This window comes from Arthrobacter sp. Y3222053, assembly GCF_059092805.1.
Map to the genome: position 1 here is coordinate 60,325 of NZ_JBNHIA010000006.1, position 23,879 is coordinate 84,203.

Below are 23,879 nucleotides of genomic sequence, written 5' to 3' on the forward strand. Positions count from 1 at the left end.
CGCCCTAGAAGCCCAGCTCCGACGGTGCCCCGAACCGGCGGCCCCGCAGGCCGGCGCCGTAGGCCTTCAGCCAGGCGGCGAAGCCCCGCAGGTCGCGGCGGCGGGCAAAGTACACCGGGTAGCCGACGACGTCGGCGACCAGCGAACGCACCCGGCGGTACCGGCGGGTCAGTTCGCCCCGGTTGCGGTAGTAGTAGAACTGCTTGAAGGCGGTCTCGGGCACCAGCACGTGCCAGCGTTCGCCGAAGACCTCCTGCACCTCGGCCCAGGCGGCCGGATGGCTGAGGGCGGCGGTGGTCACCGTGCCGAAGGGGACGCCGGCGCGCCGCAGCCGCAGCATGAAGTCCGTCTCGTCGCCGCGGATGAACAGGCGCAGGTCCGGCAGGCCGACCTTGAAGAACACCTCGCGGCGGATCAGGGCGCCGTTGAAGAAATGCCCGACGCCGGGCAGGAACCCCTGCCTTTCAACCTCGGCCCGGTCATGCGTGAGCCTTCCGTCGATCCGGAAGTGGAAGGACAGGGTGTCGGGGCGGCCGGGAGCGACCACCAGGGGAAGCACGACGTCCAGGTTCCGTTCCCGGGCGGCCTCGAGCAGGACGGCCAGCACCTGGGGATCCTCGGGATGGGCGTCGTCGTCCATGATCCAGATCCACTCGGCGCCGGAGGCCAGCGCGGTGAGGATGGCCAGGGAAAAGCCGCCGGCGCCGCCCAGGTTCGTCTGCGAACGGACATAGCTGACCAGGCCGCCGGCCTCGGCGGCGATGTCGGCGACGTCGCGGCTGCCGGAATCGACGAGGGCGACGGTCTGCAGGGGAACGGTCTGCGCGGCGAGGGCCTTGAGCAGGGTCCGGACGTCGTCCGGACGGTCGAAGGTCACCGCTGCAACGGCCACGGAGTCAGCCACATTGATCCTTTCGCGGCCGCGTCCGGGCAACGGCGCTGAGCCGGTGCGCGCGGGGATGCGGTTAGTATTCTGGTTGGAGTCCACTCTATTACACGTTGACTCCGGAGCCCGGGTGCACCTGCCGGGCCCTGACACCAGAACGGGCACCATATCGGGCAGCGGATCGGGTACGGAGCCGGGACCTACAGCCGTTTGAGGAACATGACGCAATCACGCACGGAGCAGTCGGCAGCACACGGCGGGGACAAGCCCGCGCTGTGGCTCTGGTCCCAGTACGCCCTGGATTCCCTGGCCTGGATCGTGGCCATCGTGCTGGCCCTGGTGCTGCGCTACGAGCTGACCGTCGAACAGATCAGCCTTGGCGGACTGGCGGTGTTCTGCGCCGTCGCCGTGCTGACCCAGCTGGGTGTGGGCTGGTCGTTCGCGCTCTACCGGGGCCGCTACAGCTTCGGCAGCTTCCACGAGATGCGCCTGCTCGCCGTCGTGACCCTGGTGGTCTCCTCGATCCTCGTCCTGGTCAGCGTCCTGTTCGGCCTGGTCATCGACATTCCGCGCAGCACCGGCATCATCGCCTTCCCCTTCGCCTGCCTGTTCATGGCCGCGATCCGCTATCTGAAGCGGATGTACGTCGAGAGCCGGGTCCGCCCGGGAGACGAGGCCCACCGGGCCCTGATCTACGGAGCCGGCTTCCTCGGCGGCTCCCTGGTCACCCGGATGATGAAGGACCCGTCCTCTCCGTACTATCCCGTGGGGCTGATCGACGACGATCCGGCCAAAAAGCACCTGCGCCTGTCCACCGTGCCCGTGCTGGGCCGCCTCGGGGACCTGCCCGAGCTCGTCGCCCGCACCCGGGCCACCGTGGTCATCATCGCCATCGGCGACGCCGACGCCCGCCTGGTCCGCGAGGTCACCGACCGCGCCGAAGGCCTCGGCGTCCGGGTCCTCGTGCTGCCGCCGCTGCGCGACATGCTGGCCAAGGGAACGGCGGCAGGGCTCACCGACTTCCGGGAAGTGGCCGTGGAGGACCTGATCGGCCGCCGCCCGGTGGACATCCACGTCGACGAGGTGGCCGGCTACGTCTCCGGCCGGCGCGTCCTGGTCACCGGAGCGGGCGGCTCCATCGGCTCCGAGCTGTGCCGCCAGCTCACCGAATTCGATCCGGCCGAGCTGATCATGGTGGACCGCGACGAGACCGGCCTGCAGCTGACGCAGCTCTCCATCACCGGCCGCGGCCTGCTCAACGGCCGCGACACCGTGCTGGCGGATATCCGTGACGCCGCCGCGCTGGAACGCATCTTCCGCGAACGCCGCCCCGAAGTGGTCTTCCACGCAGCGGCGCTGAAGCACGTCTCCCTGCTGGAGCAGTACCCGCAGGAGGCGTGGAAGACCAACGTCCTGGGCACGGCCAACGTGCTGCGCGCCGCGGAAAAGGCCGGTGTCCGGCACTTCGTGAACATTTCCACCGACAAGGCGGCGAACCCGACCACCGTGCTGGGCCACAGCAAGCGGGTCGCGGAAAAACTCACCGCATGGATGGCCGGACACACCGGCGAGCGGTACGTCTCCGTCCGGTTCGGCAACGTGATCGGCAGCCGCGGTTCCATGCTGCCGCTGTTCACCGAACAGATCCGCCAGGGCGGGCCGGTCACGGTCACCGACCCCGAGGTCACCCGGTTCTTCATGACCATCCCCGAGGCCTGCCAGCTGGTCATCCAGGCCGGCGCGATCGGCCGCGGGGGAGAGGTCCTGATCCTCGACATGGGCGAGCCGGTGCGCATCCTCGACGTCGCGCGCCGGATGATCGCCATGTCCGGCAAGGACATCGAGATCGTCTTCACCGGCCTGCGCAAGGGCGAGAAGATGCACGAGGTCCTGGTCGGAACCGGCGAGGACGATTCACGGCCCTTCCATCCCAAGGTCTCCCACGCGCGGGTCCAGAGCCTGGACCCGGCGGACCTGGAGATGGACGAGTGGCTGGAGCGCTGCGGCCTCGGCCCCGAAGCCGGGCAGCCGGGCACCGGCGCCGCCACGGTACGCACCCTCGATTCCGGCGCCGCGCGCCGTGCGGACCCGTCGGCGGACCTGCCGGAACGGCGGATCGGCTGATGCTCCTGGCTGCTTCGGCCGCCGCTGCCTTCCTGGTCAGCCTGCTCCTGCCGTTCGCCTTCATACCTCTGCTGCGCCGCCTGGGCGTGATCGACGTGCCCAACGAGCGCTCCTCCCATACCCGGGCGGTGATCCGCGGCGTCGGTGCCACGGTGGCCGCGGGCGTGCTCGTCGGCCTGGCCGCCGTACTGCTCACCGGCTACGTCGCCGTGGACCGCTCCATCATCCTGATCCTTGCCGGGATGCTCTTCCTGGCCGCGCTGCTGGGCTGGGTGGAGGACTGGCGGGGACTCTCCGTGCGCACCCGCGCCGGGCTGCAGCTGGGCATCGGCCTGGCCGGCACCGGGGCACTGATCCAGGCCATGGACCAGAGCTGGTGGTGGGCCCCGGCCGGAATGCTGGCAATCGCGGGCTACATCAACGTTGCGAACTTTATGGACGGCATCAACGGGGTTTCCGGCCTGCACGCCGTCGTGGTCGGCGGGCTGTACGCCGTCAGCGGGATGCTGACCGGCCAGCTGTGGCTGACAGCCGCCGGCGTGGTCGTCGCTGCGGCCTTCGCCGCCTTCCTGCCGTGGAACCTCGGGCGCGGATCCGTCTTCCTGGGCGACGTCGGCAGCTACCTGCTGGGCGCCTCGATCGCGGGGATGGCCGTCGCCGCCTTCCTGGCCGGCATCTACGTCGAATACCTGCTCTTTCCCGTCGTGATCTATCTGGCCGACACCTTCACCACGCTGCTCTCGAGGGTGCGGCGGGGGGAGCGGTGGTACGCCGCCCACCGCGAGCACGTCTACCAGCGGCTGACCGACGCGGGCCTGAGCCATCTGCAGGCCACCGGCGTCGTCACCGCCTGCACCCTGCTGGTGGGCTCCACCGGCCTGGTGACGGCGGGTGCGTCCCTGGGCGTGACTGCGGCGGGAACGGTCTTTGCCGCGGCCGTGACCGCCTTCTATCTGGCCTCCCCGCGGATCTTCGCCGCCCGGGCGAACGCCTGACCGGAGCGGACTTCTATGTGCGGTAGAATTCCTGAGGGGCTGCAGCCAGCCCCGACATTTTCCGCAGTTCGACCACAGCAAGGATGACCCCTTCGCCATGAGCACCGCAGACGGCGCCCCGGCCGCCGGCTTCCTTGCCGCCTCCGGGGAGGAACGTTCCCCGTGGCTGAAGGTCCTGAAGGCGGCCCTGGCCTGGTCCGGCGCCGCCGGAGCGGCGTGCGCCGTCGCCGGCTTCGCCTTTGCGGGCGTTGCCGGCCTGGGAAGCGTCGCCTTCGCCTGGGTCCTGATCGTGGCGTTCTTCGCACTGAGCCTGCTGGTCGGGCACATCGTGGGCCGCAGTAATCCGGGCGGCACGATGGCCGTGTTCGTGGTGGTCTACGGCATCAAGGTGGTCCTGTTTGCGGCCGCACTGCTGTTCCTCGGCCGTCCGCAGTGGCTGGAGTCCGGCTGGTTCCTGGCCTCTGCGGTGGCTGCGACCGTGGCCTGGCAGGCAGGGGAAATCCGCGCCTTCTCACGCGTACGTTTCCTGCTTTATGACGACGCCGCGGACGCTTCGGCGGGCCCCGGCAGCGGGAGGGAAGCCTGAAATGCAGGAGAACAACGGCGGGGCCGGCTACGACGCCGGCATGCGCGTTTTCAGTTACATCGTTGGCGGGATCGTCGCCTGGGGTTTGATAGGGTTACTTCTGGACAATCTGTTCGATATGCGATGGCTGGTGCTCGTAGGAATGCTCTTCGGCGGTGCCGCTGGTTTCTACCTCGCCTACGCACACGGGCTGACCCGTCCCGTTGACTCAACTCCCGGCGGCACAGAGGCCAGGAACCGGGAGACCGAGCAGTAATGCCACAGTTTTTTCCAAGGGCACACAGATCTGCCCCGATACATATGCCCGATGAAGTACACAGCAGAGAGGAAACGCGTTGATCGCGCTTGCGCTCCCGGCGACCACTGAGGACGGATTCGTTCCGCCGGCAATTGATGAAATGCACCTCCCTGAAGTTTGGCCCTGGGGCGCGGAGTACGGCGACGGCATCGGGAAGCAGATGATCCTCGTCCTGCTGTCGGTGGGCATCATCGCCTGGTTCTTCATCGCCGCCTCCCGGCGCGGAACCCTGGTTCCCGGCCGGCTGCAGTTCCTGGGCGAGTGGGCCTACGGCTTTGTCCGCAACGGCATCGCCCGCGACGTGATCGGTGAGCGCGACTTCCTCAAGTTCGTGCCGTTCCTCTTCGCGCTGTTCTTCTTCATCCTGGTCAACAACATCTACGGTGCGATTCCGTTCATCCAGCTGCCGAGCTTCTCGCACCCCGGCGGCGCGTACCTGCTCGCGCTGATCGTGTACGTGACCTGGATCGGGATCGGCATCAGGAAGCACGGCATCCGTTACTTCAAGATGGCCGTCGTTCCCTCCGGTGTCCCGTGGTACATCCTTCCCGTCCTGGTGCCGATCGAGATCATCTCCAACTTCGTGGTCCGCCCGATGACGCACAGCCTGCGTCTGTTCGCGACCATGATGTCCGGCCACCTCATCGTCATGCTCGCCGGTTCCGGCATTGAATACCTGCTCGTGCTGCAGGACAACGTCCTGCTGCAGGGTGCCTCCATCCTCGTCCTCATCGGCGGCATCGCCATGTACATGCTGGAAGCCCTGATCATGGTCCTGCAGGCCTACGTCTTCGTCCTGCTGACCGCGATCTACATCCAGGGCGCCCTGGCGGACGAACACTAAGACTTCCCCCCAAAGGGAACCCCCAAGCAACCTCAACCTGCCTTCGGGCATCTTGAAAGGAAAAATAAGAAATGGAAATCACGGGTAGCCTCAACGCCATCGGTTACGGCCTCTCCGCCATCGGCGGCGCCATCGGCGTCGGCCTGGTGTTCTTCGCCTACATCTCCGGCGTGGCCCGCCAGCCGGAAGCCCAGCGCGTCCTTCAGCCCATCGCCTTCCTCGGCCTGGCCCTGACCGAAGCCCTCGCTATCCTTGGTCTGGTTCTCGCGTTCATTGTTGGCTAACCCCAGCCAACCGACCAACCAACCAGATAGGACGGGTGAATAGTGGATCAGGTAGCTATCCGGGCTGCCGCTGAAGGCGCCAACCCCCTGATTCCCAATGTTTGGGAAATCCTGGTGACGGGCATCAGCTTTGCGATTCTGATGTTCATCGTCGTGAAGTTCGTGGTTCCCGCTTTCGAGAAGGTGTACGCCGAGCGCGCCGCCGCCATCGAAGGCAACATCGAGAAGGCCGAAAAGGCGCAGGCTGAGGCCAGCGCTGCCCTTGAGGAATACAAGGCGCAGCTGAACGACGCCCGCACCGAAGCCAACCAGATCCGCGAACAGGCCCGTGCCGAAGGCGCGCAGATCCTGGCCGACCTCAAGGCCAAGGCTGCCGCCGAGTCCGCTCGCATCACCGAGCAGGCCCACGTGCAGATTGCCGCGGAACGCCAGGCGGCCGTCACGTCGCTGCGTGCCGAGGTTGGCACGCTGGCCACTGAGCTGGCCGGGCGCATCATCGGTGAAGCACTCGAGGACGATGCACGGTCGGCCCGCGTGGTGGACCGCTTCCTCGCGGACCTCGACAAAGAGAATGCAGGTGCAGCTAGGTAATGGCAGGTGTATCGAGCGAGTCGCTGGCCGCGGCACAGGAGCAGCTGGAGAAGTACCTCCCGCATGCGACTCTGTCGCTGGCTGAGGAACTCTTTGGAATCGTCGGCGTCCTCGACGCCGGTGCCGGGGTCCGCCGCGCACTGACCGATCCGACCCGCGAGGGTTCCGAGAAGGCGGCGCTGGTTTCCAACCTGTTCGCCGGCAAGGTCTCGCCTGAGGCGGAGACCATTGCCACGGGACTTGCTGCTTCCCGGTGGCGCGATCCGCGCGACATCGGCGACGCGCTCGAGCTCCTGGCGGCGACCGTGGTCTCCGCCGTGGCTGAGAACCGCGGTCCGGGAAGCGCCGGGCTGGACGCGCTGGAGGATGACCTGTTCCGGTTCAACCGGGCGGTTGCCTCGAGCCACGAGGTCCAGCGGGCGCTTTCCGACCCGCAGGCTCCGGCGGACTCCCGCACGGCGCTGGCTGAACGGCTGGTGCCCGGCGCCGGTCCCGAGGCCCTGGTGCTCATCCGACAGGCGGTTGCGCATCCGCGCGGCATGCGCCCCACCGGTGTGATCTCGCGCTTCCTGGAGCTGGTGTCCGCACGCCAGCGTCGGTGGATCGCGGAAGTCCGCTCCGCACGGCCCCTGACGGCCGAGCAGCGGACCCGCCTGCAGGCATCGTTGGACGCGCTCTACGGCCGTGAGCTGAAGATCAACGCCGAGGTGGACCCCTCCTTGATCGGCGGGGTCCGGATTACAGTGGGAGACGAGGTGCTCGACTCATCGGTCGTCTCCCGACTTTCCGAACTTCGACGGAAGCTCGCCGTCTAGGAGCTGGCCGAACAGCCCGTTCCACGAGCACGTTTTGAGAATTAATCCCGGTCATCGGCGTTCATCCGATGATCACAACATAGGAGAGCAGGGACTGCAGATGGCCGAATTGACCATCAACGCCGACGACGTCCGTAATGCGTTGAACGAATTCGCGGCGTCCTACGAACCCGGAAGCGCCGATCGCGTTGAGGTTGGCCGAGTCACCACCGCCAGCGACGGCATCGCCCGTGTGGAGGGCCTGCCCTCCGTCATGGCGAATGAGCTTCTTCGGTTCCAGGACGGCACCCTGGGCCTGGCCCAGAACCTTGACACCCGGGAAATCGGTGTCGTTGTCCTCGGTGACTTCACCGGCATCGAAGAAGGCCAGGAAGTGCACCGCACCGGCGAGGTGCTGTCCGTGCCGGTCGGCGACGGCTTCCTCGGCCGCGTGGTGGACCCGCTGGGCGAGCCCCTGGACGACATGGGACCGATCGAAGCGGAGGCCCGCCGCGCACTGGAGCTGCAGGCTCCGGGCGTGACCCAGCGTAAGTCGGTGCACGAGCCGCTGCAGACCGGCCTCAAGGCCATCGACGCGATGATCCCGATCGGCCGCGGCCAGCGCCAGCTGATCATCGGTGACCGCAAGACCGGCAAGACCGCCATCGCGGTCGACACCATCCTGAACCAGAAGGCCAACTGGGAGTCCGGCGACGTCACGAAGCAGGTCCGCTGCATCTACGTCGCGATCGGCCAGAAGGCTTCCACCATCGCCGAGATCAAGCGCACGCTCGAGGACCAGGGCGCGATGGAGTACACCACCATCGTCGCCTCCCCGGCGTCCGACCCGGCCGGCTTCAAGTACCTGGCGCCCTATGCCGGCTCGGCCATCGGCCAGCACTGGATGTACGGCGGCAAGCACGTCCTGATCATCTTCGATGACCTCTCGAAGCAGGCCGAAGCCTACCGCGCCGTGTCGCTGCTGCTGCGCCGCCCGCCGGGACGCGAAGCCTACCCGGGCGACGTCTTCTACCTGCACTCCCGCCTGCTGGAGCGCTGCGCCAAGCTCTCCGACGAGCTGGGTGCCGGCTCGATGACCGGCCTGCCGATCATCGAAACCAAGGCGAACGACGTTTCGGCCTACATCCCGACCAACGTCATCTCCATCACCGACGGCCAGATCTTCCTGCAGTCGGACCTCTTCAACGCCAACCAGCGCCCCGCGGTCGACGTCGGCATCTCGGTGTCCCGAGTCGGAGGTGCCGCTCAGCAGAAGGCCATGAAGAAGGTCTCCGGCACCTTGAAGCTGGAGCTGGCGCAGTACCGCGACATGCAGGCCTTCGCCATGTTCGCCTCGGACCTGGATGCCGCCTCCCGGCAGCAGCTGACCCGCGGCGCCCGCCTGATGGAGCTGCTGAAGCAGGGCCAGTACGCACCGTTCCCGGTCGAGGACCAGGTTGTGTCCATCTGGCTCGGCACCAACGGCCACCTGGACGACGTCCCGGTCGAGGACGTGCAGCGCTTCGAGTCCGAGTTCCTGGACCACGTGCGCCACACCTCCAAGGTCCTGACGGTCCTTGCCGAGACCGGCAAGCTGGAGGACAGCACGGTCGAGGAGATGCAGCGGCTCGTCGAGAACTTCAAGCCGGGCTTCTTCGGTGAAGGCGACAACCGCATGGTTGCCGCCGGACACGAGGAATACTCCGCGCTGGACGAGGAAGCCGTCGACCAGGAAAAGATCGTCAAGCAGAAGCGCTAGCGGCTTTGGAGCTCCGCGGCCGGGCAGCCCCCGGCCGCGGAGCCCTCGCCAAAGCCACGTAGCCCCCGGCCGAAGGGCCGGGAACCGAAAGGAAAAGTATGGGAGCCCAAATTCGGGTCTACCGCCAGAAGATCGCCTCGACCACGTCGATGCAGAAGATCTTCAAGGCGATGGAGCTGATTGCTGCCTCTCGCATTGGAAAGGCACGCAACCGAGTGGCTGCGTCCCTGCCGTATTCCAACGCGATCACCCGTGCCGTTTCTGCTGTGGCGTCCCAGTCGGAGATCGACCACCCGCTGACCACCGAGCCGGAGCAGATCCGACGCTCAGCAGTGCTGATCCTGACCTCCGACCGCGGCCTGGCCGGTTCCTACTCGGCCGGCGTGCTCAAGCAGAGCGAGTCCCTGATTGAGCTGCTGCACGAAGAGGGCAAGGAAGTCCGCCCCTACCTGGTGGGACGCAAGGCGCAGGCCTACTACGACTTCCGCGGACGCGAAGCCGTCAAGGTCTGGACCGGCGGCACCGATGCCCCGGAGTTCGAGACTGCACGCGAAATCGGCGCGGCGCTCCTGGAGGCCTTCAACACGCCTTACGAGGAGGGCGGCGTCGACGAGATCCACATCGTCTTCACGCGCTTCAAGTCGATGGTCGTCCAGGAGCCGGCGGTCATCCGCCTGCTGCCCCTGGAGGTCGTTGAGGAGGACCAGGCACCCACCGAGGGTGAGCTGCTGCCGCTGTACGAGTACGAGCCTGACCCGGAGCAGGTGCTTGACGCACTGCTGCCGCGGTACATCGAGTCCCGTATCTTCGCAGCCATGCTGCAGGCTGCCGCCTCCGAACTGGCTGCCCGCCAGCGCGCCATGAAGGCCGCCGGTGACAACGCCAACGACCTGATCAAGAAGTACACCAGGCTCCGGAACAACGCCCGCCAGGCGGAGATCACCCAGGAGCTTTCCGAGATCGTGGCCGGAGCGGACGCCCTGGCGTCCTAGCCGTACGAGCCTCAAGAACTTAGCCCACACGCCATCTACTGAGTGAAGTGAGAGAGATGACTGCCCAGACTGTCGAGCACGGAGCGACCTCCGCGGCTTCGGGTGCCACCGGCCGTATCGCCCGTGTCATTGGCCCGGTTGTCGACGTCGAATTCCCGGCTGACGCAATCCCCGAAATCTACAACGCGCTGACCACCGAGCTGACGCTCAACGGTGAGACCAAGACCATCACCTTCGAGACCTCGCAGCACCTGGGCGACAACCTCGTGCGTGCCATCTCGCTGCAGGCCACCGACGGCCTGGTCCGCGGCGCGGCCGTGACCGACACCGGTGCACCGATCACCGTTCCCGTCGGCGACGGCGTCAAGGGCCACATCTTCAACGTCCTCGGCAAGCCGCTGGACGTCACCGAGGACAAGCTCGAGATCAACGAGCGCTGGCCGATCCACCGCAAGGCCCCGAACTTCGCGGACCTCGAAGGCTCCACCGAGATGCTGGAGACCGGCATCAAGGTCATCGACCTGCTGACCCCGTACATCAAGGGCGGCAAGATCGGCCTGTTCGGCGGCGCCGGCGTCGGCAAGACCGTGCTGATCCAGGAAATGATCACCCGTGTGGCCCGCAACTTCGGCGGCACCTCCGTGTTCGCCGGCGTCGGCGAGCGGACCCGCGAGGGCAACGACCTCTGGGTGGAAATGGAAGAGGCCGGCGTCCTGAAGGACACCGCCCTTGTGTTCGGCCAGATGGATGAGCCGCCGGGAACGCGCCTGCGCGTGGCCCTGACCGGCCTGACCATGGCGGAGTACTTCCGCGATGTGCAGAACCAGGACGTGCTGCTGTTCATCGACAACATCTTCCGGTTCACCCAGGCCGGTTCCGAGGTGTCGACCCTGCTGGGCCGCATGCCGTCCGCCGTGGGCTACCAGCCCAACCTGGCTGACGAAATGGGCCTGCTGCAGGAGCGCATCACCTCGACCAAGGGCCACTCGATCACCTCCATGCAGGCGATCTACGTCCCGGCCGATGACTACACCGACCCGGCACCGGCGACCACCTTCGCCCACCTGGACGCGACCACCGAGCTCTCCCGCGAGATCGCCTCGCGCGGCCTGTACCCGGCCGTGGATCCGCTGACCTCCACGTCGCGCATCCTCGACCCGCAGTACGTGGGCCAGGAGCACTACGACACCGCGATCCGCGTGAAGCAGATCCTGCAGAAGAACAAGGAACTGCAGGACATCATCGCGATCCTCGGCGTCGACGAGCTTTCCGAAGAGGACAAGATCGTCGTGGCCCGCGCCCGCCGCATCCAGCAGTTCCTGTCGCAGAACACCTACACCGCCAAGCAGTTCACCGGCGTCGAGGGCTCGACCGTGTCCATCAAGGACACCATCGAGGGCTTCAAGGCCATCTGCGACGGCGACGTTGACCACATTGCCGAGCAGGCGTTCTTCAACGTCGGCGGCATGGACGACGTCGAGCGTCAGTGGGCGAAGATCCAAGAGCAGACCGGGAAGTAAGCCCCATGGCCGACACTGCTGAACTCGAAGTCGAGATCGTCGCGGCGGACCACTTCGTGTGGTCCGGCCCGGCCCGCCTGGTCAAGGCGCGTACCACGGAGGGTGACATCGGCATCATGCCGGGCCACACCCCGCTGCTCGCGATCCTGGCCGCCGGCGAGCTGGCCATCGACCCGGTGGACGGTAAGCGCATCGAGGTGTCCGTCGACGGGGGATTCTTCTCCGTCGACAGCAACCGCGTGGTCATCGTGGCCGACAACGCGAAGGTCAACGAGTCCGCAACCTCCGGGAACCGCTGACCAAACGCAATGAGCAGCTTCTATGTGTTCATTGCCCTGGCGGGCCTGCTGGGCCTCCTGGTTCTGGCCGTAGTGCTGTTTTGGGTGCGCCGCACGCAGCTGCGGCGCACCCTTGGCACATTTGACGCCTCCATCTGCCTCCCGCCCGGCGGGTGGCGGATGGGGGTGTGCCGCTATACGGACACCCGGCTGGAATGGCTCCGGCTGGTCTCCCTGAGCCCGATCCCGCGGTACCGCTTCCTGCGCAGCTCGCTGGAGATCGACGGCTGGCGCCAGCCCAGCGAGGCCGAACGGGCCCGGATCCAGCCCGGCGCCGTCGTCGTCAACCTGCGCTACGAGGGCGAGCCGCTGCAGATGGCGATGCGCTACGAGGTCTACACCGGGCTGTCCTCCTGGCTGGAGGCCGGTCCCGTGATCGGCATCGGCACCTGGCGCTGACCCGATCCTTTCCCGTGCCGCCGTCCCCCTAGGATGGAGGACATGGAAGACGTCATAGCAGTCACCGGCCCCTCCACGCTCAACGGCACCGTCCGGGTCCCCGGGGCCAAGAACAGCGTCCTCAAGCTGATGGCCGCCACCCTGTTGGCCGAGGGCGAATCCACCATCACCAACGTGCCGAACATCCAGGATGTCTGGATCATGGCCGAGCTGCTGCGCCGGCTGGGCTGCGCCGTGGACTACGACGTCGAGGCGGCCAGCGTGCGGATCGACGTGCCGCGGATGCCCGGGCATCAGGCGGATTACGACCTGGTCCGCGCGATGCGGGCCTCCATCAGCGTGCTCGGGCCCCTGGTGGCCCGCTGCCGCCGGGCTGAGGTCGCCCTGCCGGGCGGAGACGCCATCGGCTCCCGCGGACTCGACATGCACCGGGCCGGGCTGGAGCTGATGGGCGCCGAGATCAGCATCGATCACGGCTACCTGATCGCCAGCGTCCCCGAAGGCCTGCGCGGGGCGCGGCACATCCTCGACTTTCCCTCGGTGGGTGCCACCGAGAACCTCATGATGGCCGCCACCCTGGCAGAGGGCCGGACCGTGCTGGACAACGCGGCCCGGGAGCCGGAGATCACCGATATCGCCGAAATGCTCATCGACATGGGCGCCGACATCAGCGGCGTGGGCACCAACACCCTGGTCATCAACGGGGTGCCGAGCCTTCGCCCGGTCACGCACCGCGTGGTGCCCGACCGGATCGTGGCCGGCACCTGGGCCTTTGCCGCCGCCGTCACGGGCGGGACGATCACCATCCAGGACGCGGATGCCTCCGCCCTCACCGTGGTGCTCGACAAGCTGGTCCAGGCCGGCTGCGCCGTCACCGTCGATACCGACGGATTCACCGTCAAGGGGCCGGAGCGGCCCGAACCCATCAACGTCTCGACCCTGCCGTATCCCGGCTTCCCGACGGACCTGCAGCCCTTCGTGGTGGCCCTGAACGCCGTGTCCAGCGGTTCCGGGATGGTCACGGAAAACGTATTCGAGGCGCGCTGGGGCTTCACGTCCGAACTCGCCCGGCTGGGCGCCGTGGTGCGGCTGGACGGCCATCACGCCCTCGTCCAGGGCGTGCCCCGGCTCTCGGGAGCCCCCGTGGTCGCGAACGACATCAGGGCCGGGGCCGCGCTGGTCATCGCCGGCCTCGCGGCCGAGGGCACCACGGAGGTCCGCGGAGTGGACCACATTGACCGCGGCTACGAGCGCTTCATGGAGAACCTGCGGGGCCTGGGCGCCAGGGCGGTGCGTCGACGGGCCTAGGCTCCGGCAGGCAGGCACCGCGGGGCCGGCCTCTTAACGCAGGAACGGCTTCCTCCGGAGAGGAAGCCGTTCCGCGCCCGTGCCGTCAGCCGGGGCAGGCGGTTGGATCAGAGGGCGGTGACGCCGGTGGCCTGCGGGCCCTTGGCGCCCTGGCCGATCTCGAACTCGACGCGCTGGTTCTCATCGAGGGTCTTGAATCCATTGGACTGGATCTCGGAGTAGTGGACGAAGACGTCGCCGTCGGAATCGTCGGGGGTAATGAAGCCGAAACCCTTTTCGGCGTTGAACCATTTCACGGTTCCCTGTGCCATGTGAATCTCCTAAGGAAAGAAACTGCACCCGCCACTGTTATGGCGGGCCGCGCGCGGGGCGCCCTTACCGTTACCGAGGCGGGAAGACCCAATTCCTTGCCGGGGTTATACCGGGCGGCAGTTCCTTGAGGAGCTTCACGCTCGCAACCGTCTTGCGAGCATGCAAAACACCTACACAAAGACTGGCTATAGCCTTACATATGAAAAAGTCGCCGGTCAACGGATTTCGACATTTTTCTTTCGTCTTTTGCGGGTCGGGGGCGTAGGCTTTGCCGCGTGCTCAGTCCTGCACCGTTCCTGCGCGGACCACGGACAGCAGGTCGAGTCCGCCGTCGACCGCCACCACGTCCGCCCGCAGGCCGGTCCGCAGGGCGCCGAGCATTTCGTCGAGCCGCAGCACCCCGGCCGGGACCGCCGACGCGGCCAGGACGGCGTCGCCCAGCGGCACGCCCGCCGACACCGCGGTGCGTACCCCGTCCAGCACGCTGGATGTGCCGCCGGCCAGCGAGCCGCCCTCGGCCAGCACGGCCCGGCCGCCGCTGACCCGGACGCGGGAGGACCCCAGCAGGTAGCTGCCGTCGCCCAGGCCCGCCGCCGCCATCGAATCGCTGACCAGGGCCACGTTCGCTGCCCCGGCCAGGGCGAAGACGGTACCGACCATGGCGGCGTCCAGATGGACTCCGTCGCCGATCAGTTCCACCACGGCCTCTCCCGCCGCGGCCGCACGGAGGCAGGCTCCGGCCGGGCCGGGCTCGCGGTGGTGCAGCGGCGGCATGCCGTTGAACAGGTGCGTCACCGTGGGGCGCCGGTCGGGGCCGGCGGCGTCGGACAGCACCCGCCGGGCCCGGGCAAGGGACGCGGCGGCCGCCCGGTCGCCGGCGTCGGTGTGCCCCGCCGAGGGAACGACGCCGGCCGCCGCCAGCGCGTCCACCAGGGCATCGGCGCCGGGCAGTTCGGGCGCGTACGTCATGGTGGCCAGGGCGCCGGGCGCGGCGTCGAGCAGCCGGGCCAGGACGGCGGGGGAGGGGTCGATGAGGAAGGAAGGATCCTGCGCCCCGCACCTGCGGGTGGAGAGGAAGGGCCCTTCGGCGTGCAGCCCCGCGATCAGGCCCTCGTCCACCAGCGGCGCCAGGGTCCGGAAGGCCTCGGCCATGCGCGCCGGCGGCCCCGCGACGACGCTGGCCAGGAACGTGGTGGTGCCGCTGCGGTGCAGGTGGGCGGCGGCGCGGCGCGCGTCGTCGGCCACGGCGGTGCTGAAGTCCGCGCCGACGGCGCCGTGGCAGTGCAGGTCCACCAGGCCCGGCAGCAGCAGCGCCCCGGCGGGCAGGTCAAGGACCGGCAGCGGCCGGACATCCGGCGCCGCGGACGCTTCGCCGACGAAGGTGAGTACGCCGTCCTCCCAGCACACCGCTCCCTCGTCGATGATTCCGCCGGGAGCGACGACGGTGCCGAAGGCACAGCCGGAGGCGGCGGGTGAGGAGGCGGCGGAGGTGGTGCTCATAGGGGGATTCTATGCACTTTCGGAATCCGTTTTTGTCCGCCCGCGGCGGTGGCGGGAGCGTCAGAAGAGCCGGGACTCGCTGTCATCGACGCCGCGCATCTCGTCGTAGTCCAGGGTCAGGCAGCGGATGCCGCGGTCCTCCGCGAGCACGCGGGCCTGCGGCTTGATCTGCTGCGCGGCGAACACGCCGCGGACCGGAGCGAGCAGCGGGTCGCGGTTGAGCAGCTCCAGGTAGCGGGTCAGCTGCTCCACGCCGTCGATGTCGCCGCGGCGCTTGAGCTCCACGGCCACGGTGGCTCCGGAGGCGTCCCGGGCGAGGATGTCCACCGGCCCGATCGCCGTCATGTACTCCCGCCGGATCAGCGTGCTGCCGGCGCCCAGCAGGTCGATCTGCTCGGCCAGCAGGCGCTGCAGGTCGGCCTCGACGCCGTCTTTGATCAGGCCGGGATCCACGCCCAGGTCGTGGCTGAGTTCGGAGAACTGCTCGTAGACGTTGATCACCAGGCGGTCGTCGGTCTTGGTGCTGGCGACGTTCCAGACCTCGAGCACGCCGGCCTCGGCGTCGTCGGGCCCCGGCTCGGTGATGCGCAGGGTGGCCGGGGGGCTCATCCAGTTCAGCGGCTTGTAGGAGCCGCCGTCGGAGTGGATGAGGACCGAACCGTCGGCCTTCACCATCAGCAGCCGGACGGCCAGGGGCAGGTGGGCGCGGAGGCGTCCGATGTAGTCAACGGAGCAGCGGGCTATCACTAAACGCACAGTTGCACTTTACCCGCTGGGCTCGGGCACAATGATGAGCATGCCCCGCTCCAACCGCCCCCGCCGCACCCCCGGCGCCACGGCCGCCGGACGGACGGCCCGGAGCAAATGGGCCCGGGCTGCCCCCGAGTACGACCTCGAGCGGACCCGCGCGGGCATTCCGCACCGCGAATCCGCCGCCGACGGCGAGTGGTCGGTGCGGCGTATCACCGCCTCGAATGCGGCCAAGGAGTACCGCTGCCCGGGCTGCGGACAGGTCATCCCGCCGGGCATCGCGCATGTCGTGGCGTGGCAGGAGGACTCGCTGCTGGGTCGGCAGACGGCCGTGGAGGACCGCCGGCACTGGCACGAGCGCTGCTGGCGTTCCCGCCCCGGCGGCAGGCTGCGCTGACCGCTGTCCCCGCCTAGCGCTGGTCCTGGCGGCTGATCAGGACTTCCTTCAGCAGCAGCATGACCGCCGCGGCGGTCGGGATGGCGATCAGCGCCCCGAGGACGCCCAGCAGCGAACCGCCGGCGATGACGGCAATGACGGCCACCGCGCCGGGCACGGCCACGGCACGGCTCATGATGCGCGGGGAGACGAAGTAGGCCTCGAACTGCAGGTAGGCCATGTAGAGGATGGCGAAGACGACGGCCGTCTGCCAGCTGGCCGTCAGCGCCACCAGCGACACCAGGATCAGCGCGATCGGCGGGCCCACCAGCGGGATGAAGGCCAGCAGGGCGACGACGAAGGCCAGCAGCACGGAGAACGGCACGCCGGTGATGGTCATCACGATGAAGGCATAGGTCGCGTCCAGCACGGCGACCACGCCCTGGCCGATCACGTAGTTGCCCACGGAGGAGGTGATCTCCTCCGAGAGCTGCTCCACCCGCCGCCTGCGGCTGCGCGGGGCCAGGCGGTAGGCCCACGCCTTCATCGACGGCAGGGAAGCGAGGAAGTACAGGGTCAGGACCAGGATGATCAGCGTGCCGAACAGGCCGTTGGCGATCACCGACCCCACGCTGAGGACCCCGCCGAACACGCCGCCCAGGGCCTCGCTGTTGGAGAAGAATCTGTTGATCTCCTCGCCCAGCCGTTCCCGGACGTGGAACTGGTCCTCGACGGTGCGGAAGAAGTCCGAGTCCAGGAAGGCGTTGACGTACCCGGGCGCGTTGGCCACGATCTCGCTGGTCTGGTTCACGATGGTCGGAATCAGGGTCGCGAAGAAGCCGGCGATGATGCCCGCCAGGGCCAGGACCGTCAGCGTGATGCCGGCCGGGCGCGGCAGGCCGCGGGCGGCGAGCCAGCGAACCACCGGATCCAGGCCCAGGGCGATGAACAGCGCAGCCCCGATCCAGACCAGCAGTTCGCCGACGTTGGTGACCATGAAGTAGAGCAGCAGGGCAAAACCGACGCCGACGGTGAACAGGAAACCGAACCGGACGGGATTGGTGCTCACGTCCCGCGCCGGTGCCGGATGGACCGCGACGGCGCCGGCGGCCTCCTCTGGCTCCGGGGGCGTGCCGGCTGTGTCGGCTGTGCCGGCTTCGGGAGGAAACTCGAAGCGGCGGCGGGGGCGGGCGCCGGGCACCCGGGCCCGGGACAGGCGTGCCGCCGCGGACACCAGCTTGGCGCGCAGCTCGTGTCCGGGCGCGGCGCGCTGCGGGCCGCCGTCGGAACGGGTGCCGTCGGCTCCGCCGGTCCCGTTGGTCCCGCCTGACGGGCCCGGGCCGCTGTCCTCGCTCATCTGCGCAGATTCCCCCTGCTGGTGCCTGTGGATATGAAGCGAAGGTTATCAGGACCACCCCTGCCGCACCCGCCGCCGCCCGAAGCCCAAATAGGCCCGCCTATGCCGATTCGTTACCATTGGGCTGTAACGGCCCGCTGCCCCGTGGGCGTGCCGCTGCTCCGTGCCGCCGGACCCACCGGCTCCGGCAGACCCGTGACGACGATAGGTAAGTTGTGCGAAACAAGACAGCAGTTCCGCTCATAGTGCTCGGCGTCGTGCTGATGCTCATCGGCATCGGCCTGCGCACCGTCTGGGCACCGCCGGAAACGGCCACCGCCCGCTCCGCGGAGGACACGCCTGCCTCGGCGCTGACGGTCCTGGAGCCCGGGGTCCTTCAGGACCGCTCGGGACCGGTGCGGATCCGTGCGACCGGCGAGGGGAACCTGCTGCTCGCCGTCGGCCGGGCCGACGACGTCGACGCCTGGGTGGCCGACGCGGCCGTGACCAGGCTCAATGACGACGGCGATGCGCTGGCCGGAGAGCGGACCGAGGGCGAGGCCGAGGTGCCTTTCCCCGCCGGCTCCGATCTTTGGGTCGTCGAGGAAACCGGCGAGGGCGCCGTTGAGTACGCCTACGAGCCGCCCGCCGAGGGCAGCTGGAAGATCCTGCTCGCCTCCGACACGGGCCAGGCACCCACGGCCGTCGAGGTCAGCTGGGCCAACGACTCCACCAACCCCCTGGCGCTGCCGCTGATCGTGCTCGGCGCGCTGGTGGCCGTGCTGGGCGCGGCCCTGGGCTTCCTGCCCGGCCGCGGAGGCGGCGGACGCCGCGCCGCGGACACACCTGCCGGCAACCGGCCTCCCCGCCAGGCGCAGGAGGCCGGAACACTGCAGCGCCGCGCCGTGCGTCCCGCAGCGGTCCTGGCCGCCCTTGCGCTGGCCGCGGTCCCGGCGGCGGGAGCTTCCGCCGCCGATGACGACGGGCAGGAGACTCCGGTCCCCGTGGTCCTGGATTCGCAGCTGCAGCGCATCCTCGACGACGTTTCGGCCACCGTGGAGGCGGCAGACGCGGCCTCCGACCCCGCCGGCCTCGAAGCCCGGGTCGCCGGCGCCGCCTTGGCCATGCGCACCGCCAGCTATGAGGTGCGGGCCAAGGCACCCGATCTGCCTGCCCCGCTGCCCGTGGCGGCCGAACCGGTCCGGGCCCGCCTCGTCGAGTCCACCGACGCCGGAGAGTGGCCCCGCCGGCTGCTGGCCGTCACCCAGGCCGAAGGCCAGCAGGTGCCGCAGGTGCTGATGCTGGTGCAGGACTCGGCCCGCCAGAACTACCGCCTGACCAGCGCCGTCGGGATGCTCCCCGGCACCACGTTCCCGCCCGTCCCGGCGGCCGGCTCCGGCGTGGACGCCGTCGCCGCGGACTCCGCCGAGGGACTGGGGCTCTCCCCGGCGGCGGCCATGGACGCGGTCGCCGACGCCCTGACCAATCCCGACGGAGCCAATGCCGACACCTTCGCCGAGAACACCTTCGCCGAGGCCGTCACGCGCTTCCAGTCCGAGGTCACGGCCAACCCGGAGAACGAGTTCGCCACCATCAGCTTCCAGCACACCGCCGAGCAGAACCAGACCCAGGCCCTGCGCACGGCGGACGGCGGTGCCGTGGTCACCGGCTACATGGTGCACAACTACAGCAGCTCACCGCGGGAGGCCGGAGACTCGATCAACCTCAGGGACACCGTCTACGAGGCCCTCACCGGCGAAGCCGTGACCGACACGGGGATCGATGTCCGCTACGGCGAAGCCGTGCTGCTCTACCTGCCGCCCGCCGGCAGCGGCGAGCAGGCCCAGGTGATCGGCGCCGCCCAGCAGCTGCTGAACGCCGTCCTGAAGTAGCCCGCCGCAGACCGAAAACCGGCCCGGACAGCTGTCCGGGCCGGTTTTCGCTGCCGGCACCCGCGGGGTGCCGGCAGCGGCCTCCTGACCGATCCGAGAAGACGTATTAGGGTGAAGCAATGAGCATTCCGAACGGCCGTCCCGCACCGGGGCCTTCCGCGTCCATGAACCTCAGGGGGGCGGTGGATCTCTCCGCCCTCAAGGCCCGCGCCTCCGCCCCGGCGCCCTCGCCCGGCGGCGGCGACGAGGCCGGCGCCGGCGCGTCCGCCTGGACTGCGGAGGTGAACGAGCAGACCTTCCCGCAGGTCATCCAGGTGTCGTCCCAGGTGCCGGTGCTGATCGACCTGTACTCGGCCGACCTCGAGGCCTCGCGCCAGGTCAGCGAGGCGCTGGCCCGGATCACCGCCTCCCTCGGCGGCCGGGTGCTGCTGGCCCGGGTGGACGTCAACGCGTATCCGCAGATTGCCCAGGCCTTCCAGGCGGTGGCGGTGCCGACCGTCGCGGCCGTCCTCAAGGGCCAGCCGGTGCCGCTTTTTGAAGGCCCGGTGCCCGAGGACCAGATCCGCGGCGTCATCGACGAGCTGCTGCGCGTGGCGGAGGCCAACGGCGTCACCGGTTCCCTCGGCGCCGACGCCGGGACCGGCGCCGCGGACGAGGCGGAGGAGGCGCCCCTGCCGCCCCTGCACCAGGAGGCCTACGACGCGATCGTCGCCGGCAACTACCAGGGCGCGGCGGAGGCCTACCGGAAGGCCCTGGCTGAACAGCCGGCCGACGCCGAGGCCCGGGCCGGCCTGGCGCAGGTGGAGCTGATGGGCCGGCTGCAGGGAGTCGACGCGCAGCAGCTGCGCGACAGCGCCGCACAGCAGCCCGACGACGTCGACGCCCAGCTGGCGGTCGCGGACCTGGATGTTTCCGGCGGCCACGTCGAAGACGCGTTCAACCGGCTGGTGCGGCTGGTCGCCCGTACCGCCGGTGAGGACCGGGAGCGGACCCGGCTGCGCCTGCTGGACCTGTTCGAGGTCGTCGGCACTGCCGACCCGCGGGTCACGAAGGCCCGCTCCGCCCTGGCCCGCGCACTCTTCTAGGGGCGGGGCGCTGCCGACGCCGGGGGGCCCCGGGTGCTCCCTGCGGACTACTCCGCCGGGGGCAGAGGCCGGTGCCGAAGCGCGGGCAGCCCCTGCAGGCCGCTCCGCGGCCGGCAGGTCTGGTCCCTGCGACGGATGGCAGCCGGTCCCCGGATTGCTAGCGTGGGAGTCATGTCACACGCTTCCTCCACTCCGCCCCCCGCCGGGGCCCAGCCCGCCCCGCCGGCCCTGGCCCTGCGCGGGCTGGTCAAGACCTTCGGTCCCAAGGTCGCCGTAGCCGGCATCGACCTGGACGTTCCCGCCGGCTCCTTCTACGGGCTGGTCGGTCCCAACGGCGCCGGCAAGACCACCACCCTGTCGATGGCCACCGGGCTGCTCCGCCCGACAGCCGGCGGGGCGTGGGTGCACGGCACCGATGTGTGGGCGGAGCCGCTCAAAGCCAAGCGGCTGATGGGCATCCTGCCCGACGGCGTCCGCCTGTTCGACCGGCTCACCGGCGAGCAGCTGGTTACCTACGCGGGGCTGCTGCGCGGCATGGACAGGGACACGGTGCGCGAACGCGTCACGGACCTGCTCTCCGCCCTGGACCTCGCCGGCGACGCCGGCACCCTGGTGGTCGACTACTCCGCGGGCATGACCAAGAAGATCGCCCTCGCCTCCGCGCTGATCCACGCGCCGAAGCTGCTGGTGCTCGATGAGCCGTTCGAGGCCGTCGATCCCGTTTCGGCCGCCAACATCCGTGCCATCCTGGCCAACTACGTGGCCTCCGGCGGGACGGTCATCGTCTCGAGCCACGTCATGGACCTGGTCCAGCGCATGTGCGACCACGTGGCCGTCATCGCCCGCGGCCAGGTCGTCGCGGCGGGAACCGTCGACCAGGTGCGTGCCGGGCGCAGCCTGGAGGAACGTTTCGTCGACCTCGTCGGCGGCCGCACCACGGGGGAGGACCTTTCATGGTTGCGCACCTGATCCGGCTGAAGCTGCTGCTGCTGCGCAACTCCCTGCGGCGCAGCCCGTGGCAGCTGGTCGGCCTCATCCTGGGCGGGCTGTACGGCCTGGGCATGCTGGGGCTGCTGATCGTGGGCGTCTTCGTGCTCACCGCCGCCGAGCCGGCCCTCTCCGCCGTGGTGGGCGTCATCGCCGGCAGCCTGGCAGTGGCCGGATGGGCGCTGCTGCCGGTGTTCCTCGCCGGCGCGGACATGACCCTGGACCCGGCCCGCTTCACGACCTACGCCGTCCCCATGCGCCAGCTCCTGGCCGGCCTGGCCATCGGCGGCCTGATCGGGCTTCCCGGCCTGCTGACGCTCCTGGCCGCCCTCGGCTGGGGCCTGTCCTGGTGGCAGGACCCGGCGGCGGCCGCGGCCGGCGTCGTGTTCGCGCTGGTGGCGGTGCTGACCTGCGTGGCGCTCTCGCGGGTGGTGGTGACCGCGGCGACGTCGCTGACCGGCAACCGCCGCTACCGTGACATCACCGCGGTGGTCGCCATCGTGCCGCTGATGCTCCTCGGCCCCGCGATGGCGCTCATACCCCAGGAACTGGACGGCTGGGGCCCCTTCCTGGAACGGCTCGCCGGCTACCTGGCCTGGACGCCGCTCGGTGCGGCCTGGGCCGTGCCCGCCGATCTCGCACTCGGCAGCCCCGGCACGGCCGCGCTGCGGGGACTGCTGGCCCTGGCCTTCCTGGCGGCGGCCCTTTGGGCCTGGAAGCACCTGCTCAGCCGGGCCCTGGTCACTCCCGGGCACCAGGCCTCCGCCAAGCGGGCCGCCGGCCGGCTGGGGTTCTTCGGCCGCTTCCCCGGCACCCCCGCCGGCGCCGTGGCCGCCCGTGCCCTGACCTACTGGTTCCGCGACCCGCGGTACGGTGCCTCCCTGCTGGTGGTGCCCCTGCTCGCCGTCGTCCTGGTGGCCTACGGAGGCAGCAGCGGGGCGGGCATGCTGCTGGCCATGGGCCCCCTGGTGGGGTTCCTGCTCGGCATTTCCCTCGCCGCCGACGTCGCCTTCGACAACACCGCCTTTGCCCTGCACCTGGCCGCCGGAGTCCGCGGCCGGGATGACCGGGCCGGCCGCGTGCTGGCCGCCGCGGTCTTCTCGGTGCCGCTGACCGTCGCCGCCGCCGTGCTGCCGCCGGCCCTCACCGGCCGGATGGACCTCGTGCCGGTGCTGCTGGGGATCTCGATGGCGCTGCTGCTGTGCGGCTTCGGCCTCTCCAGCGTGGTGTCGGCCCGCTTCACCTACAACGTGCCGCTGCCGGGCGAAAGCCCGTTCAAGACGCCTCCGGGCTCGGCCGGGCGGTCGCTGCTGGTCAACACGGGCTCCATGGTGGCCCTGATCGTGCTGTGCCTGCCGGCGCTGATTCCGGCAGTGGCGGCCCTGGTCACCGGCAGCCCGCTCTGGAGCTGGACGGCGCTCGCGCTGGGCGTCGGCTGGGGCTGCGCCGCGATGGTCCTGGGCATCCGGATCGGCGGCACCTGGGTGGACCGCCGCGGACCCGAGCTGCTGGCCCAGGTCGCGGTCCACAAGTGAGCATGCGGACGACGGCGGCGCGCACCGGGCACCTGGGCGCCGCCGTCGTCCGCGGGTACTAAGATGGTTCTCATGAGCCTGCCACCAGATCCCTTCGAGAACGATCCGGCGCACAGCGACCCCCGCGGCGGAACCGCCGTCATCGAACGCCAGGAACAGCGCGAGCTCGTTGAGCCCGGCGACGCCGAGCGCTTTTCGCACTACGTGCGCAAGGAAAAAATCATGGAGTCCGCCCTCACGGGTGAACCGGTGATCGCCCTGTGCGGCAAGGTGTGGACTCCGGGCCGCGATCCGAAGAAGTTCCCGGTCTGCCCGCAGTGCAAGGAGATTTACGAGGGTCTGCGCCCCGGCGGCGACGACTCCGGCAAGAAGCGCTGACTTTTCCCCA

General features: G+C 69.4%; 25 protein-coding genes. 20 read left to right on the top strand and 5 right to left on the bottom strand.

What is annotated here, in order from left to right; all coding sequences use genetic code 11:
* Positions 1 to 4: 4 nt before the first annotated feature.
* Positions 5 to 904, bottom strand: a complete 900-nt coding sequence (locus AC5RUW_RS14555; protein WP_494161343.1) for a glycosyltransferase — start codon at positions 902 to 904, stop codon at positions 5 to 7.
* Positions 905 to 1,105: 201 nt separating this feature from the next.
* Here AC5RUW_RS14555 and AC5RUW_RS14560 point away from each other — a divergent pair, with 201 nt between their 5' ends.
* The 14 genes from AC5RUW_RS14560 (at position 1,106) to murA (ending at position 13,718) form a co-directional block, all read left to right on the top strand.
* Positions 1,106 to 3,010 carry a polysaccharide biosynthesis protein gene (locus AC5RUW_RS14560; protein ID WP_494161344.1) on the top strand — a complete coding sequence of 635 codons (1,905 nt, stop codon included), beginning with the start codon at positions 1,106 to 1,108 and terminating at the stop codon, positions 3,008 to 3,010.
* On the top strand, positions 3,010 to 4,005 hold the full coding sequence (locus AC5RUW_RS14565) for an MraY family glycosyltransferase (protein ID WP_494161345.1): 996 nt from the start codon (positions 3,010 to 3,012) through the stop codon (positions 4,003 to 4,005). The genes AC5RUW_RS14560 and AC5RUW_RS14565 overlap by 1 nt, the downstream gene beginning before the upstream one ends.
* A gap of 97 nt (positions 4,006 to 4,102) precedes the next feature.
* A complete protein-coding gene (locus AC5RUW_RS14570) occupies positions 4,103 to 4,591 on the top strand; it encodes a hypothetical protein (RefSeq protein WP_494161346.1) in 489 nt (162 codons plus the stop codon).
* A gap of 1 nt (position 4,592) precedes the next feature.
* Positions 4,593 to 4,847 carry an AtpZ/AtpI family protein gene (locus tag AC5RUW_RS14575; protein WP_494005314.1) on the top strand — a complete coding sequence of 85 codons (255 nt, stop codon included), beginning with the start codon at positions 4,593 to 4,595 and terminating at the stop codon, positions 4,845 to 4,847.
* Between the two features lie 79 nt (positions 4,848 to 4,926).
* The gene (atpB, locus tag AC5RUW_RS14580; protein ID WP_494161347.1) at positions 4,927 to 5,733 is read left to right on the top strand and encodes a F0F1 ATP synthase subunit A; all 807 of its coding nucleotides are present in this window, start codon (positions 4,927 to 4,929) and stop codon (positions 5,731 to 5,733) included.
* Positions 5,734 to 5,804: 71 nt separating this feature from the next.
* A complete protein-coding gene (locus AC5RUW_RS14585) occupies positions 5,805 to 6,017 on the top strand; it encodes a F0F1 ATP synthase subunit C (RefSeq protein WP_494005312.1) in 213 nt (70 codons plus the stop codon).
* Between the two features lie 42 nt (positions 6,018 to 6,059).
* Positions 6,060 to 6,608, top strand: a complete 549-nt coding sequence (locus tag AC5RUW_RS14590; protein WP_494161348.1) for a F0F1 ATP synthase subunit B — start codon at positions 6,060 to 6,062, stop codon at positions 6,606 to 6,608.
* Complete coding sequence (locus AC5RUW_RS14595) at positions 6,608 to 7,423, top strand: F0F1 ATP synthase subunit delta (protein WP_494161349.1); 816 nt, start codon at positions 6,608 to 6,610, stop codon at positions 7,421 to 7,423. The genes AC5RUW_RS14590 and AC5RUW_RS14595 overlap by 1 nt, the downstream gene beginning before the upstream one ends.
* A 100-nt stretch (positions 7,424 to 7,523) precedes the next feature.
* Positions 7,524 to 9,161 carry a F0F1 ATP synthase subunit alpha gene (gene atpA, locus AC5RUW_RS14600; protein ID WP_494161350.1) on the top strand — a complete coding sequence of 546 codons (1,638 nt, stop codon included), beginning with the start codon at positions 7,524 to 7,526 and terminating at the stop codon, positions 9,159 to 9,161.
* A gap of 98 nt (positions 9,162 to 9,259) precedes the next feature.
* Complete coding sequence (locus tag AC5RUW_RS14605) at positions 9,260 to 10,153, top strand: F0F1 ATP synthase subunit gamma (protein WP_494161351.1); 894 nt, start codon at positions 9,260 to 9,262, stop codon at positions 10,151 to 10,153.
* A 56-nt stretch (positions 10,154 to 10,209) separates the two neighbouring features.
* Positions 10,210 to 11,673, top strand: a complete 1,464-nt coding sequence (gene atpD / locus AC5RUW_RS14610) for a F0F1 ATP synthase subunit beta (RefSeq protein WP_494005307.1) — start codon at positions 10,210 to 10,212, stop codon at positions 11,671 to 11,673.
* A 5-nt stretch (positions 11,674 to 11,678) separates the two neighbouring features.
* Positions 11,679 to 11,972, top strand: coding sequence for a F0F1 ATP synthase subunit epsilon (locus AC5RUW_RS14615; RefSeq protein WP_494005306.1), 294 nt, complete (start codon positions 11,679 to 11,681; stop codon positions 11,970 to 11,972).
* A 9-nt stretch (positions 11,973 to 11,981) separates the two neighbouring features.
* Positions 11,982 to 12,410 carry a DUF2550 domain-containing protein gene (locus tag AC5RUW_RS14620; RefSeq protein ID WP_494005305.1) on the top strand — a complete coding sequence of 143 codons (429 nt, stop codon included), beginning with the start codon at positions 11,982 to 11,984 and terminating at the stop codon, positions 12,408 to 12,410.
* 42 nt (positions 12,411 to 12,452) lie between these two features.
* Positions 12,453 to 13,718, top strand: a complete 1,266-nt coding sequence (gene murA, locus AC5RUW_RS14625; RefSeq protein WP_494161352.1) for a UDP-N-acetylglucosamine 1-carboxyvinyltransferase — start codon at positions 12,453 to 12,455, stop codon at positions 13,716 to 13,718.
* 107 nt (positions 13,719 to 13,825) lie between these two features.
* Here the strand turns inward: murA and AC5RUW_RS14630 are convergent, their stop codons facing one another.
* From AC5RUW_RS14630 to nucS, 3 genes are all read right to left on the bottom strand, one after another.
* Complete coding sequence (locus AC5RUW_RS14630; protein WP_325790278.1) at positions 13,826 to 14,029, bottom strand: cold-shock protein; 204 nt, start codon at positions 14,027 to 14,029, stop codon at positions 13,826 to 13,828.
* 280 nt (positions 14,030 to 14,309) lie between these two features.
* Positions 14,310 to 15,530: an N-acetylglucosamine-6-phosphate deacetylase gene (locus AC5RUW_RS14635; RefSeq protein ID WP_494161353.1), complete on the bottom strand. Its 1,221-nt coding sequence runs from the start codon at positions 15,528 to 15,530 to the stop codon at positions 14,310 to 14,312.
* 60 nt (positions 15,531 to 15,590) lie between these two features.
* On the bottom strand, positions 15,591 to 16,286 hold the full coding sequence (gene nucS / locus AC5RUW_RS14640) for an endonuclease NucS (protein ID WP_494005302.1): 696 nt from the start codon (positions 16,284 to 16,286) through the stop codon (positions 15,591 to 15,593).
* 40 nt (positions 16,287 to 16,326) lie between these two features.
* Here nucS and AC5RUW_RS14645 point away from each other — a divergent pair, with 40 nt between their 5' ends.
* Positions 16,327 to 16,677 carry an Rv1322 family protein gene (locus AC5RUW_RS14645; RefSeq protein ID WP_494161354.1) on the top strand — a complete coding sequence of 117 codons (351 nt, stop codon included), beginning with the start codon at positions 16,327 to 16,329 and terminating at the stop codon, positions 16,675 to 16,677.
* 13 nt (positions 16,678 to 16,690) lie between these two features.
* Here AC5RUW_RS14645 and AC5RUW_RS14650 read toward each other — a convergent pair whose 3' ends face one another.
* Positions 16,691 to 18,013, bottom strand: coding sequence for an AI-2E family transporter (locus AC5RUW_RS14650; protein ID WP_494161355.1), 1,323 nt, complete (start codon positions 18,011 to 18,013; stop codon positions 16,691 to 16,693).
* 215 nt (positions 18,014 to 18,228) lie between these two features.
* Between AC5RUW_RS14650 and AC5RUW_RS14655 the strand changes: the two genes are divergently transcribed.
* From AC5RUW_RS14655 to AC5RUW_RS14675, 5 genes are all read left to right on the top strand, one after another.
* Positions 18,229 to 19,884 (top strand): DUF8094 domain-containing protein, encoded by a 1,656-nt coding sequence (locus AC5RUW_RS14655; protein WP_494161356.1) that lies wholly within the window; start codon positions 18,229 to 18,231, stop codon positions 19,882 to 19,884.
* Positions 19,885 to 20,003: 119 nt separating this feature from the next.
* Positions 20,004 to 20,969: a tetratricopeptide repeat protein gene (locus AC5RUW_RS14660; RefSeq protein WP_494161357.1), complete on the top strand. Its 966-nt coding sequence runs from the start codon at positions 20,004 to 20,006 to the stop codon at positions 20,967 to 20,969.
* A 171-nt stretch (positions 20,970 to 21,140) separates the two neighbouring features.
* Complete coding sequence (locus AC5RUW_RS14665) at positions 21,141 to 21,938, top strand: ABC transporter ATP-binding protein (RefSeq protein WP_494005297.1); 798 nt, start codon at positions 21,141 to 21,143, stop codon at positions 21,936 to 21,938.
* Positions 21,923 to 23,491, top strand: coding sequence for a transporter (locus AC5RUW_RS14670; RefSeq protein WP_494161358.1), 1,569 nt, complete (start codon positions 21,923 to 21,925; stop codon positions 23,489 to 23,491). Before AC5RUW_RS14665 ends, AC5RUW_RS14670 begins: the two co-directional genes overlap by 16 nt.
* Before the next feature lie 63 nt (positions 23,492 to 23,554).
* Positions 23,555 to 23,869, top strand: coding sequence for a DUF3039 domain-containing protein (locus AC5RUW_RS14675; protein WP_494161359.1), 315 nt, complete (start codon positions 23,555 to 23,557; stop codon positions 23,867 to 23,869).
* Positions 23,870 to 23,879 lie beyond the last annotated feature (10 nt).

Bases quoted from the DNA above. Each gene is read 5' to 3' on its own strand.
- AC5RUW_RS14560 (WP_494161344.1), top strand. From the start codon at position 1,106: ATGACGCAATCACGCACGGAGCAGTCGGCAGCACACGGCGGGGACAAG.
- AC5RUW_RS14565 (WP_494161345.1), top strand. From the start codon at position 3,010: ATGCTCCTGGCTGCTTCGGCCGCCGCTGCCTTCCTGGTCAGCCTGCTC.
- AC5RUW_RS14570 (WP_494161346.1), top strand. From the start codon at position 4,103: ATGAGCACCGCAGACGGCGCCCCGGCCGCCGGCTTCCTTGCCGCCTCC.
- AC5RUW_RS14575 (WP_494005314.1), top strand. From the start codon at position 4,593: ATGCAGGAGAACAACGGCGGGGCCGGCTACGACGCCGGCATGCGCGTT.
- AC5RUW_RS14585 (WP_494005312.1), top strand. From the start codon at position 5,805: ATGGAAATCACGGGTAGCCTCAACGCCATCGGTTACGGCCTCTCCGCC.
- AC5RUW_RS14595 (WP_494161349.1), top strand. From the start codon at position 6,608: ATGGCAGGTGTATCGAGCGAGTCGCTGGCCGCGGCACAGGAGCAGCTG.
- atpA (WP_494161350.1), top strand. From the start codon at position 7,524: ATGGCCGAATTGACCATCAACGCCGACGACGTCCGTAATGCGTTGAAC.
- AC5RUW_RS14605 (WP_494161351.1), top strand. From the start codon at position 9,260: ATGGGAGCCCAAATTCGGGTCTACCGCCAGAAGATCGCCTCGACCACG.
- atpD (WP_494005307.1), top strand. From the start codon at position 10,210: ATGACTGCCCAGACTGTCGAGCACGGAGCGACCTCCGCGGCTTCGGGT.
- AC5RUW_RS14615 (WP_494005306.1), top strand. From the start codon at position 11,679: ATGGCCGACACTGCTGAACTCGAAGTCGAGATCGTCGCGGCGGACCAC.
- AC5RUW_RS14620 (WP_494005305.1), top strand. From the start codon at position 11,982: ATGAGCAGCTTCTATGTGTTCATTGCCCTGGCGGGCCTGCTGGGCCTC.
- murA (WP_494161352.1), top strand. From the start codon at position 12,453: ATGGAAGACGTCATAGCAGTCACCGGCCCCTCCACGCTCAACGGCACC.
- AC5RUW_RS14630 (WP_325790278.1), bottom strand. From the start codon at position 14,029: ATGGCACAGGGAACCGTGAAATGGTTCAACGCCGAAAAGGGTTTCGGC.
- AC5RUW_RS14635 (WP_494161353.1), bottom strand. From the start codon at position 15,530: ATGAGCACCACCTCCGCCGCCTCCTCACCCGCCGCCTCCGGCTGTGCC.
- AC5RUW_RS14645 (WP_494161354.1), top strand. From the start codon at position 16,327: ATGCCCCGCTCCAACCGCCCCCGCCGCACCCCCGGCGCCACGGCCGCC.
- AC5RUW_RS14650 (WP_494161355.1), bottom strand. From the start codon at position 18,013: ATGAGCGAGGACAGCGGCCCGGGCCCGTCAGGCGGGACCAACGGGACC.
- AC5RUW_RS14660 (WP_494161357.1), top strand. From the start codon at position 20,004: ATGAGCATTCCGAACGGCCGTCCCGCACCGGGGCCTTCCGCGTCCATG.
- AC5RUW_RS14665 (WP_494005297.1), top strand. From the start codon at position 21,141: ATGTCACACGCTTCCTCCACTCCGCCCCCCGCCGGGGCCCAGCCCGCC.
- AC5RUW_RS14670 (WP_494161358.1), top strand. From the start codon at position 21,923: ATGGTTGCGCACCTGATCCGGCTGAAGCTGCTGCTGCTGCGCAACTCC.
- AC5RUW_RS14675 (WP_494161359.1), top strand. From the start codon at position 23,555: ATGGTTCTCATGAGCCTGCCACCAGATCCCTTCGAGAACGATCCGGCG.